This is a genomic window from Adhaeribacter pallidiroseus (assembly GCF_003340495.1).
In the GTDB taxonomy this organism is placed as follows: Bacteria; Bacteroidota; Bacteroidia; order Cytophagales; family Hymenobacteraceae; genus Adhaeribacter; species Adhaeribacter pallidiroseus.
Window position 1 is genome coordinate 3052887 of sequence record NZ_QASA01000001.1, and the last position, 13124, is coordinate 3066010.

A 13124-nucleotide genomic window follows, 5' to 3' on the forward strand; every position below is an offset into this window, starting at 1 on the left:
CTTAATTTATTTTTCCGGATAATAATTATGTCTTCAGAAGTAAAAAAGGAAAAAGACGAAGTCTTTAAAGACGAAATCAATAAAGTATCGGATTTTAAATTTAGCGCCAAGGTAGCCGGCGTTTTCGACGATATGGTAAACCGGTCGGTGCCTTTTTACGGCGAAATGCAGCGCATGACGGCCGAACTGGCCGCTGATTTTGTGCAACCCGGCACCAACGTATACGACCTGGGCTGCTCCACTGGTACCACCATGATTGGCATGAATACCCTGATACCACCGGATATAAAATTTATTGGCGTAGACGATGCCGTAGAAATGCTGGAGAAGTGTGATTCTAAGCTAAAAGAAGCCGGTTTTGAAAGACCTTACGATTTGCAAGTAGCGGATTTAAACGTAAACGTAGATATCCAAAAGGCGTCGGTAGTCGTGCTTTGCTTAACCTTGCAGTTTGTGCGGCCGATATTCCGCGAAAAATTAGTAAAAACCATTTTAAACGGTTTAGTGCCCGGCGGGGCGTTAATTCTGGTGGAGAAAATTCTGGCCGAGGACAGCGTGTTTAACCGGGAGTTTATTAAGTATTATTACAACCACAAACGCCGTAACCAATACAGCGAACTGGAAATTTCGCAGAAACGCGAAGCGCTCGAAAACGTGCTTATTCCTTATAAGTTATCCGAAAACATACACATGCTGCGCGATGCTGGCTTTGCGCACTGCGAAGTTTTTTTTAAATGGTATAATTTCTCGGGCCTGATTGCGGTAAAAAAATAACATCTGAACATGGTAACCATAGGTAATTTCTTTTTTAAATACCGCAACCTGCTTTTTATATTTTTATATCTGGCTTTGTTTATTCCGTCGCCGGATATTTTTACCCCCGATATGTTCGGGGACAATTATTATTGGTGGCCGATTATTCTGGGATTAACCGTAACCATTGCGGGCCAGGCGATCCGGGGTGCCACCATTGGTCTAGCTTATATAATCCGGGGCGGAAAAGATAAAAAAGTATACGCCGAAGAATTAGTTACCCAAGGCATTTTTAATCATTGCCGCAATCCATTGTACGTGGGTAATATTTTAATGCTCTTGGGAGTCGGGATCTTATCTAATTCTCTCATTTATGTAGGCATCCTGATTCCGCTTTTCCTGTTTATTTACCAGGCGATTGTGCTGGCCGAGGAAAACTTTTTGCGGAATAAATTTGGATCTCAGTTTGATGCGTATTGCCGCCGCGTAAACCGTTGGATACCGAACTTTAAAGGAATAAGCAAAACTTTTGAGGGCATGCACTTTAACGCGAATCGCTGGATTTTAAAAGAATACAATACGCAATTTGTGTGGTTGGTTGGTATTACGTTAATCTTACTATTTAAGTACCCACAATTAACCGACTTCAGCACCGATACGCGTAATGGTTTGCTTTACATTATTTTACCGGTATTATTAGTTGTTTACTTGTTTGTGAAATACCTGAAGAAAACCGGGAAAATGGTTGCCTGATAACTTCCGGTTTAGTTAAGCTTTTTTTAAATTTCAGATATTTTTACCCAGGTTTAACAAACAATTTAAGCCGAAGCATTTTTACATTTCTGGAAAGTGTTTCGGCTTACTTTTTTAATATTTTTTAAATTTTTGCACTTTTAATTCGCTAGAACTTGTAAAAGCCAGTGGTATAAAGATCAGGATTAATGAAATTTCGTATTTCGCCCATTTAATTTTTCCGTGGTTAATACGTTCCTTCTCATGTCTTACTGGCGTATACCCACCTATTTAAGTTTTAGTTTTCTGCTTTTGATTCTTGAATTAAATTACCGGAAAGCAAAAATAAGAGCAACAACGCACATGAGAAAAGTTTGGCAAATACTGGGGTTTGTACTGGTACTGGTTATACTAACTGGTTTAGGTACTTACGCCTTTATGCCCCGAACACAATTGCTCAGTTACTTTGCGCCGGAAATAAGTTTTGTAAGAATAAGCAACCTGCTGGTTAAAGATAACCAAGCATCGTGGCAACTACATTTAAGCGCCAATGCGCCCTTATTGCCGGTACAGATCAATTCGCTGCAATACACTTTAAGTTTGTACAACAAACGCTTGGCCCAGGGAAATCAACCGGTTACAACCCAACCGCGTAACAAAATGCAGCCCATAATTTTAACCGGTAACTTAAACTATACCCAGGCGCTTCCCGCGATCCAACACCAATTACAAGACAATCAACCGGTAAATGCTGGTTTTAAAATGCAGTGTCAGATTCCGTTTATTGGTAAATGTTCAATCAATACGCAGGAAGTTTTACCATTTTCCATTCCGGTGCTGGTAGCCCCCCAAATTACAAACCTGGCTACCGAAGAAATTGGCTTTCAGCATTTGCAAGTTGTGTTCACGGTGCAAGTAGCCAATCCGAATAAATTTGATTGTTACCTCCGCCATTTATCCGTAAAGGCGCAATTTCCCGAGTACCTGGCGGTAGCAAATAATATCCGGGAAGATTATTTGATTAAAGCGAACCAGGTAATACCAATTAAAATCTACTCCGCAAAAGCTATTACTAAAACCAATAAAGATATTCTGTTCCAGGTAAGCAGCACCTTAACTTATAACCTACAAACCGCCATGCTCCTGGAACCCGTGAACGCTCCAGTAGACCAAATAAATTTCCAGGCCACCCGCGCTGGTTCGGTTACCGTAGCTCAGAAAATTTAAAATAACACTTCCATATTTTTTAATTACTAAACCCACTCAACTCTGTTTTACCATTACAGTACACTGTTAAGGTAGACAAATTAAAACCTACGTTCGCCCGCATGTTAAAACAAGCCATTGGCGGCATTAAAGGAGAACTCCGCGTTAGTTTATTTACGGTACTTGTTTCAAGCCTGGGGAACCGGAGGCCCGGTAAAATACCGCGACATGCTCCTGGAAACCAGTCCCGCAGAAATTGGGCACATTAAAATGCTGGCTACCGCCGTGGCTCTAAACCTGGAAGGTGCACCCATGAGTTTAAAAATTGAAATGGCAAAAGACAGTGTTATCGTTTGTTCTAAAAAGTAACCTGTAAAAATAAACTAAGCAAGAACTCAGATCCACCAAGATTAAGAATTTAAGTAACAGGACAAAATTAAGTTGATAAAAACCTAAGTTTAAGCATTTAATAATCAACTTCTTAACGATCGAACAACGAACAACTAAAAACGAACAACTACTTATTTATTCAGGTATTTTTAAAATTTAGCAAATTTCCGTTAAAAAAACACCTCTTCTAAAATTACCATAGAGGTGCTTTTTTAACGGAAATTTGCGGTAAATAATAATATAGCGATTTTAAAACTTACATCCCGTTTATATCGCATATTATTCTTTTAAAAGTACTATTCTGGAACTAGCAAAACCCGGATAACCGCTAAACTTTTTAGGTTTATATCACAAATCAGCACCTTTCTTTAAATTTTTGCGTAGAAAGCTTGATTTCTTCCAGCTAATTTAAACATTTAAACCTATTTCACCTTTAAGTAAAACTCCGCGACGGCTTTTAAAAGCCCTACTATGGGTAATCAGTGTACCTTTGGTGCTGGTTATCCTGTTGGTTATTGCCCTACAAATTCCGGGGGTACAACGGTTTGCGGCTCAAAAAGGAGCCAATTATCTCGCTAAAACCTTAAACACGAAAGTTACTATTGGCGGTTTTACCACCGACTGGCGCAATAGTTTGGTGCTAAAAGAATTTTACCTCGAAGATCAAAAACGCGATACTTTGGTGTATGCCGGTCGGTTGGGCGTTGATATCAACATCTTCGGGTTGTTAAAAAATCAAATTACGGTAAGTTCGGTTAAACTCGATGATGCTACGGTGCACATTAGTTCCACCATGCCGGACAGCGTAAATAATTACGATTTTATTATTGCGGCTTTTGCCGGTGATACTACCGCCGCCCCGGTAGATACTACCGCCAGTACTCCCTTTGCCTACAAAGTTGGTACGCTGCAGTTGAACAACATTTTCTTTACCATGGCCGACGAGGTAGGTGGTAACGATATTCGCACCCGAATTGGTTTTGCTTCGGCCAACATGGACGAATTTAATCCGACCAAATCGTTGTACCACATCGGGGAAGTGAACCTCCGGAACAGCTATGCTACTATTACGCAAAGCAAAGTAGTAACCGATACTACCACCACCGACTCTACTGCTTTAGACCTGGGCTTGCGCAAAGTTAACTTAGAAAACGTTAAAGTTAATTTCAACAACAAGGTAGCCGCGCAGCGCATTATTGTAGATGTAAAAAAATCAGAGTTGGGTGCAAATAAAATTGACTTGAAAAACGCCCGCATCGATCTGAAAAACTTTGATTTAAACAACGCTTACTTTGCTTATTTTCAAGATAAAAACACTTCTCCCGATTCGCTGGCCATAAACCCTGCTGAAACAGCGGCGAAGATTGACAGTGCCGCGGAAGCAGAAGCAGGCCAGCCGGTAAATTGGGTGGTTACACTCGGTAACTTAAACGTGGGTAACCTGAACGTAGATTTTGGTAATTACAACACGCCGGAACAAAAAACCGGGATGGACTTCAACCACTTATCTTTTAAAAACATTAACCTGGATTTAAATGATCTGTATTATAGTTCCGATAAAATAACCGCCGACTTAAATCAATTAACCTTACAGGAAAAAAGCGGATTTCGGGTAAATAATTTTGCGGCTAATATCAACGTAGATTCCACCCGGGCCTCCCTAACCGATTTAGATTTACAAACCGGCGAAAGCCATTTGCGGCCCAGCTTTGCTTTGGGTTATCCTTCGTTAGCTACCATTGGCGAAGACATTAACCAGTTACGCCTGGATGCCGATCTAGAAAATTCAAAAATCGGCTTGCAGGATGTTTTGTATTTTGCTCCTACCCTGGCCGAAAATCCTTCATTCCGAAAAATCACCAATCGGTTTATAACCCTGGATGGTCGTTTATTTGGCCGTATGGATAATTTAAATGCCGAAAGCCTGCGTTTACAAGGTTTGGCGGGCACCTCTATTAACCTGACCGGTAATTTAAAGCAAATGCTGGATTTTGTAAACAAAGGTGCCTTGGATTTGCGCGTGAACGAATTTACCACTACCCGCACCGATATCTTGGCTTTAGTGCCGGCAGGTACCATTCCCAAAACAATCTCTTTACCAGCGCGAATTTCGCTATCGGGCGGCGTACGGGGTACCCTGAAAAATTTAAATTTAAATAATTTTCGGGCTAATGCTTCGGGCGGTACGGCTTTGGCCATGAGTGGTTCCATTATAAACGCGACTGACCCGGACCGGCTACGCATGAATTTGCATATTAACAACTTTGCCACTACCCGCAGCGCACTTGAAAATTTATTACCTAAAGGCACTTTACCTACCGCCATCCGGATTCCCGAAAACTTACGTCTGGCTGGTAGCTTTAATGGCTCCCTGGAAAACTTTATTACCAATGCCAACATTAATACATCCTTTGGAGATGGCCGCGTAGAAGCGCAATTACAACCCGGTGAGCGGTTTAATGCTACTGCGCGATTAATTAAGTTTAACGTGGGCCGCTTGTTAAAACAAGAACCAACTTTAGGTACGGTTACCGCGTCGGCTACTGCTGCTGGTAGCGGCTTTAGCCCCGAGGTGATGCGGGCTGATTTTACGGCTACGGTACAGGAAGCTTTTTACAACAAGTACCGGTACAACAATGTAAACCTGAAAGGCAACATCGACCGGAATATCTATGCCGTAACGGGCAACATGAAGGATACTAATCTGGCTTTTAACCTAGATGGAAATTTTAATTTACGCGATGAAAAAGTACCTGTTTACCGGGCCAACCTGGATATTGCTAACGCTAACTTAAAAGCTTTACATTTTTATCCTACCGATTTTCAACTACGCGGCGTAATTAACGCGGATTTAAGCGGCGCATCGCCCGACGAAATGAAAGGCACCTTAGGCATCAGCAACTTATTAATGCGCCAGAACAAACGTAACTACCCGATTGATACCCTGCAATTACAACTAAATAATGCCATTGGCCGCACCGATATCCGCTTACAATCCAATATCTTATCGGGCTTTTTCCGGGGCAATAACAGCGTGTCGGATTTACCGGTAGCTTTGCAGAAATTTATCGATAGTTATTTTGATATTCAGGAGGCGCCTTTTACCACGGCCGTTAATTTACAGGATTTCGAATTTAATTTTAAATTATTACGCTCCCGCGCTATTCGGGCTTTTGTACCGGATTTAAAAAGGCTGCGTCCCAGTTCCTTTGCCGGTTCCTACACTGCCGCTAACCAAAACCTGCGGGTAAACGCTAATGTACCCGGCATGAAATACCTGAGTTACAACATTGATACCGCTCGGGTAAACATTAACAGCGACCGCGAAAAAATTGCCTTTGCCTTGAACGTAATGGAACTGGCCGATTCATCGATGCAGGTTCGTAACATTGCTTTAACAACCGATTTGCAAAACAATACCTTACGCACACGGGCCCAAGTTTTAAATAATAATGGTCAGCCTCGGTTTGGTTTAGGCGGCTTATTAAGTACTATCTCCAAAGGGTATCGCTTTAGCTTTGCCCCCAATGAACTCATCATTAATGGCGAACAGTGGACCGTTACCCCGGACAACTACATCCAGTACCAGGACAATAATATTTTTGCCCGCAACGTGCGTTTAGCTTACGGTAATAGCTCTTTGGCCATCAACAGCCAAGGTACCAACCCGGTGAATGCTCCCTTGGAGGTAACTTTTGGTAATTTCGATCTAGGTTACATTTCGCGTTCTATCCAGCAAAATCCGGATACTTTGCTGGTTGCCGGCGTACTTAATGGCAACGTGGTTTTACGCGATATTATGAAGGCACTGCGCTTTACTTCGGATGCTTCGGTTACCAACCTGGCCTACATGGGCACGCCCATTGGTAACATCGCCGTACAAGCCAGTAATCCCGAAACTACCCGGTACAACGTTAACGCCAACTTAAGCGGTAACGGCAATAATGCTTCAGTTACGGGCTACTATCTGGCCCAGGATACCACCAACGCTTTAAATTTAACGGCCACTATTGGCAGTATAAATATGGCCATGGTCCAAGGCTTTAGCGCCGGCATGCTCAAACGGGTATCGGGCAATGTAGGCGGTAACTTTACCATTAACGGCAGTACTTCTAAACCCATCATCCGGGGAGCGGCTACGTTTACCAATGCCGGATTTACCGTGGCTATGTATAATTCGGCTTACCGGTTAGTTAACGAAACCATTTCTTTAAACGAACAGGGTATTAATTTTAATAATTTTACCATTCTGGATTCTTTAAATAACAAGGCTGTCATTACTGGTTCGGTATTTACGACCGATTACACGTATTACCGTTTTGATTTAACCGCCACTACCGATGATTTTCTGGCCATTAATTCTTCGGCTAGAGATTATGATTTGTACTATGGCAAACTTATTCTGGATAGCCGCACCCGCATCCAGGGCGATATTGTTACCCCTATCATTAACTCGGATGTTACCGTGGTAAATGGCTCCCGTTTAACCATGGTTTTACCTAACGAAGCCACGGAGCAAAGCCAAGAAGGTATTGTACAGTTTGTAAATATGCGTCGCCGGGGAAATCAATTAGTGGAAGCCGAAGAAGACACGCTGCAAGATGCCGCCATGAGTGGTTTTGAATTAACCGCCAATATAAACTTAACCGACGAAACCTTATTTACGGTAATTATAGACCCTATCACCGGCGACTTTTTGGATGTGCGGGGTAATACCCGCCTTAGCTTTGGCATGGACCCAGGCGGCAGCATGGATTTAACCGGAACCTACACCGTAAAAGAAGGAAAATACCGCTTAAGCTTCCTGAACGTAAAACGCGAATTGGAATTTGCCGAAGGTGGCACTATTACCTGGCTGGGTGACCCCTTAGAAGCAAATGCTGATTTACGCGCCATTTATCGCATAGAAGCACCCGTGCGGGAATTAGTAGCTACCCAAATACCCAACAGCTCTAACGACCCGACCTTAAAGCAAAAGGTACCCTTTTTGGTTTATGTTAACGTAAAAAATGCCTTACTCAAACCCGATATAACTTTTGATATTGATATTCCGGAAGAAGATAAAGGATCGAATGCGGCGGCAACTACCGCTAATACTGCCATACAACAATTGCGGAGTGAACCATCCGAGATGAACAAGCAAGTGTTTGCTTTATTGGTACTGGGTCGGTTCTTAGCTCCGGATCCGCTGCAATCGTCGGGGGGCGGTGGCTTGGAAGGTACCATCCGCAACAGTTTAAGCGACGTGTTGAACGACCAACTCGATAACTTAACCAACCGTTATGCGGGCGGCTTAGGGCTGGAATTAGGGTTAAATACCTACGAAGATTACTCCCAAGGTTCGGCCCAAAACCGGACTGATTTAAACGTAGCGGTTCGCCAGCAATTCCTAAACGACCGGTTACAGTTTCGGGTAGGTACCAACGTGGGAGTAGAAGGCGGCGGCAGTCCTAATAGCGAAGGTAATAGTAAGAGTGGTTTTGCGGGCAACTTTTCGGTGGAGTATTTAGTATTACCCGACGGACGTTTGCGGGTGCGGGGATTTAAACAAGAAGCCTACGAATCTTTCACCGAAACCCAGGTGCAGGAAACCGGAGCGGCTGTGGTATACCAACGGGATTATAATAGCTTTGCTGAGCTTTTCCGGCGAATATCGAAGGCGCAACGACGCACCAAACAGCAAGTTCCGGACGTGAGCGCTCAGAAATAATTTTAAAAAACTAGTTCGTTCGAGAATCAAAATAAAGATATTGGCAAGTAGACAGGAATTTAATTCCAGGCTTTCATCAACATCTTAAACCCAGATAAACCGAATTTTTAATTTAATTAATGATACGACTCTATTTTCTGCGCTTAGTAGTTCTTCGCCGTTTAATACTGGTAGCAATTGGGCTGTTGTTGCTGCTATTAGCAAGTTGCAGCAGCACCAAAACGTTGCCGCCCGGCCGGAAATTATACATTGGCCATAAACTGGAACTGCAATCCGATACCCTTATTCCGACCAAAAAAACGCTGGAACCCGAATTAGAAAGTGTTATTACACCTAAACCAAATACTTCTTTTTTGGTATCCGGCCAACTTTGTGGATTAATAACATTGGCAATCCCAATAAGAAGAAAGGTTTAGCGGCCTGGATCCGGCGTAAATTTGGCCAGGAGCCCGTTTTACTGGATTCTGTGAAAACAAAGAATGTAGTAAGTTTACTAAGTAACCGTTTAAGTAATAATGGATATTTTGGTTCGCGGGTGACCTACGAAGTGAAAGAAGAAAAAGAGCGCATGGTTCGGGTTATTTACCGGGCTCAGGTGAGCGCTCCTTATCGCATAAAAGAAATTATCTGGCCCTCCGGCGATTCCATCAGTGAGGCTTCCAAAGCCATGGCCGCTACTCAAAAAACTTCCCTTATTAAAGTTGGTCAGGTTTATAATTTAGACAATTTAATTGCGGAGCGCACCCGCATCGATGGAGAATTAAAAAATCAAGGCTTTTTCTACTTCGGTCCCGATGTAATTATTTTTAAAGCCGACAGCATGCGCCACGATCGTACCATTAATTTGTACGTGCAATTAAAACCCGAAACACCGGCCCGGGCTAAACGCGCTTATCGCTTAAACGATATTTCTATTTTCACCGATTACCAGGTAGGTTACGAAAATCCTCCCAAAACGCCACCAGTAGAAATACAAGGTTATAAATATTTCCCCAACGAGTTAACTTTAAAAGCCAAGCGCATGTTGCCTTCGGTTTTCTTAATGCCGGATTCGTTGTACACCCGCCGCGATCATGCCCTAACCTTAAGCCGGTTAATGGGCTTAGGCACTTTTCAGTACGTGGATTTAAAGTTTTTTGAAGTAGATGCCGAGCCTAATTTATTAAACGCCGAAATGCGCTTAACGCCGGTAGTAAACCAAAGTTTGCGAGCCGAAGCCGAATTTACCAGTAATAATAACAGCTTTGTGGGGCCAGGCATTAATTTAAACTACCGGCACCGGAACTTAGGACGCGGCGCCGAACTTTTTGTGCTGAGTTTAAGTGCGAACCAATTAACGCAGGTAGGTGGCAATAAAAAAGACGAACAAAAAGCGGGTACCGAAACGAATACCGCAAACTCGGCACTTAACTCTTTTTCCGTGGGGCTAACTGCCGATTTATACGTGCCTCGTATTATTTCGCCTATTAAAGGTTTGCGCAACGTACGCAGTGAATTTGTACCGAAAACCCGTTTCCGGCTGGGAGCTAATTACATGAACCGGGTTGGTTTTTTCCAGATGACTGGCTACAATGCCAGTTACAGTTATATCTGGAAACCCAAAGCAACCATTACCCACGAACTCACACCAATTAATTTGCAATACACGAACCTGGCCAATGTATCCACAGAATTCCAAACCCGGTTAGATACCAGCGCTTACTTACGACAAAGTTTCCAGAGCCAGTTTATTTTGGGTGGAATTTATAATTTTAATTACAACGACCAGGCCCGTTCTGATTTGCGTAATCACTTTTACTTTAACGCTAACCTGGATGCCTCGGGTAATTTATTTAGCTTAGTAAATAAAAGCGGTACTATTTTTAACCAGGCTTATTCGCAATATACCCGGGTAGACTTAGATACGCGCTATTATTTAAAATTAACGAAAGGCAGCATGGTGGCTATGCGTTTGCTCACAGGTGTGGGCTTTACGTATGGCAATTCGCAAACCTTACCGTATGTGAAACAATTTTTTATTGGTGGCCCCAACAGTTTGCGGGCTTTCCGGTCGCGGGCCGTGGGCCCGGGTAATTACCAGGATACTAGTGCTACCAGCTTCTTCGACCAAACCGGCGATATTCGCTTTGAAGCCAACGTGGAATACCGCGTTGATTTGTTCCCGTACGTAAAAGGCGCTTTATTTGTGGATGCCGGTAATATTTGGCTATCGCGCGAAATAAAAGATGAAAAAACAGGGCGACCCGAAAAGCCAGGGGGGAAATTTGCCGCCAATCGGTTTTTCGAGCAATTAGCCGTAGGTGCCGGCCCCGGAATCCGGATTGATGCCCAGGTAATTGTATTGCGGTTTGATGTAGGTTTTCCGTTACGGATACCGGCGCTCCAACCCGAAGACTTATTACCTAACCAAGAACCGTTTCCGAAACCCAGCCGAAAACCCATCTTGAATATTGCTATCGGCTACCCGTTCTAAACTACGGGTAACCGATAGCCATCTTGGTCTAATTTTTAAATTTTTTATTCGGTTGCAACCGGGTTTAGCCAAAGATCGATGGGTTTTTTAACCTGCGGTGCAAAAGGCAAGGTTACTTTTTTACCAGAACCGGCTGAGGCATAAGCCGCATAAATAATTTCCAGCACCGCCCGGCCATCTTCTCCGGTAACTACAGGCGTTTTATCTTCGCGCACGCATTCGATAAAATGTTTTAACTCGTGCGGATAGCCCTGGTTAAATACTTCTTCGAAAACGGTGAAGCTCCAGCCTTGGGTAGTATCGGCTTTTTCCATGGCGTAGCCATACCCATTTTTGCTGTAAGTTACGGCCGAATTGCCCATAAATAAATCGGCGTAAATAACTCCACCCGTACCGTAAATTTCGCTGCGATCGTCCATGCCACCGTGCTTGGCCCAGCTATCTTCGGCAATGCAGGTCACCTTATTTTCAAATTCTACAATCACCACCGAGTTATCTTCGCCTAGCGTACGGCCTTGGTGCAATACGGTATTCATGGTGGCATAAACGCTGCTTACCCGGGCGTTCCCCAACATCCACCGAAACCAACCTAAGGCGTGGCAGCCCATATCCATCAGTACTCCCCCACCCGACAAGTTCACGTCGTAAAACCAATCGGAATGTGGACCGGAATGTTTCTCCGAATTTTTCAGCATGTAAATCTCTCCCACGGCTCCCTCCTGCACTAAACGGCGAGCCCGTTCGTATTTGGGCGCAAAACATAGTTCTTCGGCGTACATCAGCTTAACGTTATTCTGCTGGCAGGCCGCAATCATGGCGTCCGCTTCTTCTAAGGTTATGGCCAATGGTTTTTCAATAATCACGTGTTTACCCGCTGCCGCGGCTAGTAAAGTAGCTTTGGCGTGTAAAAAATTAGGCAGGCAAATATCCACTACATCACAGCCTGATTCCACAATCGCTTTTTCGAAATTATCATAATGCTGGGCAATGTGGTGTTTCTCGGCAAAAGCCTGGGCTTTGTTGCGGTTGCGGGCATAAACCGCCACTACTTCGGCTTCCGGTATAAATCGATGGTAACACTCTAAATGAATATCCGAAATAAACCCGGCTCCCAAAATTGCTACTTTGGTTTTGTTCATAGTTTTAAGAAGTAGATTTTTTTAAATTTTTAAAATTCAGGTGGCTTTTGCCTTAACCATAAATAATTGGAGCTGGCAAAAAGCTATTCTATTTAACATAATATTAAAACTTTTTACATCGCCCACGCTTTCGTACCACTTTCGTAAGGCATACAGCCAATGTAACGGCCAGGCACTGGTAAGTAGCGCAGCGCTTTGGTGGCGCCAGGCTCCGAGGTAAAATAGCCCAAAAGCGTGAGTTGTTTTAAATTGGTAAAGTAATGATTAGGTTGGCCTTCGGCTTTTTCTTTTTGGTACTTTTTAGCTTCTTGGTCCAGGTTTACTATAAAATCATGCTTTTGGGCTGGCTCTAAATCCAGAAAGCTTTGGTTAAATTTGGCCTGACTGGCTTCCTGCAACTGCGTTAAGCCATCGGTAAAGGTTTTCTGGTCAGTGGGTTCGTAACAATCCGTTACCATTGTTTTTATAAAATCGCCCAGATTCGCTTCTTTAGCGCCCGGTGAATTAGCCGTACCTGGTAAAATAGTTTCGGCGACCTCATTTAATAAGGCAATAGCCTTAGGCGAAAACAAGGCTTCGGTGGAAGACGAAGATTGCTGACAACCTATTAAAAAGGCTTGGGCTCCTACTACGGCACCCCCCATTAAAAAAGCAACGGCCGATAAAGCTTCTCTGCGGTTCATACACAGTAGTGGTTAATTATTAGTTGTTCGTTATTAGG

At 43.4% G+C, this 13124-nt stretch carries 8 protein-coding genes and 1 pseudogene; 7 read left to right on the top strand and 2 right to left on the bottom strand.

Features of this window, described 5'->3' with window-relative positions:
* Positions 1-27: 27 nt before the first annotated feature.
* The 7 genes and pseudogenes from cmoA to tamL all read left to right on the top strand — a co-directional run bounded on the left by cmoA (position 28) and on the right by tamL (position 11264).
* Entirely contained in the window at positions 28-774 is a 747-nt protein-coding gene (gene cmoA / locus AHMF7616_RS12130; protein ID WP_115373124.1) for a carboxy-S-adenosyl-L-methionine synthase CmoA, read from the top strand.
* Positions 775-783: 9 nt separating this feature from the next.
* Entirely contained in the window at positions 784-1506 is a 723-nt protein-coding gene (locus AHMF7616_RS12135; RefSeq protein ID WP_115373125.1) for a methyltransferase family protein, read from the top strand.
* A gap of 342 nt (positions 1507-1848) precedes the next feature.
* Positions 1849-2712, top strand: coding sequence for a hypothetical protein (locus AHMF7616_RS12140; protein ID WP_147275671.1), 864 nt, complete (start codon positions 1849-1851; stop codon positions 2710-2712).
* Between the two features lie 101 nt (positions 2713-2813).
* Positions 2814-3042 (top strand): annotated as a pseudogene (locus AHMF7616_RS12145) (manganese catalase family protein); the annotation flags it as partial.
* Positions 3043-3574: 532 nt separating this feature from the next.
* On the top strand, positions 3575-8791 hold the full coding sequence (locus AHMF7616_RS12150) for a translocation/assembly module TamB domain-containing protein (RefSeq protein WP_233507767.1): 5217 nt from the start codon (positions 3575-3577) through the stop codon (positions 8789-8791).
* A gap of 119 nt (positions 8792-8910) precedes the next feature.
* Positions 8911-9207: a hypothetical protein gene (locus AHMF7616_RS12155; protein WP_115373128.1), complete on the top strand. Its 297-nt coding sequence runs from the start codon at positions 8911-8913 to the stop codon at positions 9205-9207.
* Entirely contained in the window at positions 9162-11264 is a 2103-nt protein-coding gene (gene tamL, locus AHMF7616_RS12160) for a translocation and assembly module lipoprotein TamL (protein WP_115373129.1), read from the top strand. The genes AHMF7616_RS12155 and tamL overlap by 46 nt, the downstream gene beginning before the upstream one ends.
* Positions 11265-11308: 44 nt before the next feature.
* Here tamL and AHMF7616_RS12165 read toward each other — a convergent pair whose 3' ends face one another.
* A complete protein-coding gene (locus AHMF7616_RS12165) occupies positions 11309-12403 on the bottom strand; it encodes a Gfo/Idh/MocA family protein (RefSeq protein ID WP_115373130.1) in 1095 nt (364 codons plus the stop codon).
* A 113-nt stretch (positions 12404-12516) separates the two neighbouring features.
* A complete protein-coding gene (locus AHMF7616_RS12170; protein ID WP_115373131.1) occupies positions 12517-13086 on the bottom strand; it encodes a gluconate 2-dehydrogenase subunit 3 family protein in 570 nt (189 codons plus the stop codon).
* Between the last annotated feature and the right edge of the window lie 38 nt (positions 13087-13124).

Excerpts from the sequence above, each read along its gene's own strand:
- AHMF7616_RS12135 (WP_115373125.1), top strand. The coding sequence starts at position 784 with ATGGTAACCATAGGTAATTTCTTTTTTAAATACCGCAACCTGCTTTTT.
- AHMF7616_RS12165 (WP_115373130.1), bottom strand. The coding sequence starts at position 12,403 with ATGAACAAAACCAAAGTAGCAATTTTGGGAGCCGGGTTTATTTCGGAT.
- AHMF7616_RS12140 (WP_147275671.1), top strand. The coding sequence starts at position 1,849 with ATGAGAAAAGTTTGGCAAATACTGGGGTTTGTACTGGTACTGGTTATA.
- cmoA (WP_115373124.1), top strand. The coding sequence starts at position 28 with ATGTCTTCAGAAGTAAAAAAGGAAAAAGACGAAGTCTTTAAAGACGAA.
- AHMF7616_RS12170 (WP_115373131.1), bottom strand. The coding sequence starts at position 13,086 with ATGAACCGCAGAGAAGCTTTATCGGCCGTTGCTTTTTTAATGGGGGGT.
- AHMF7616_RS12155 (WP_115373128.1), top strand. The coding sequence starts at position 8,911 with ATGATACGACTCTATTTTCTGCGCTTAGTAGTTCTTCGCCGTTTAATA.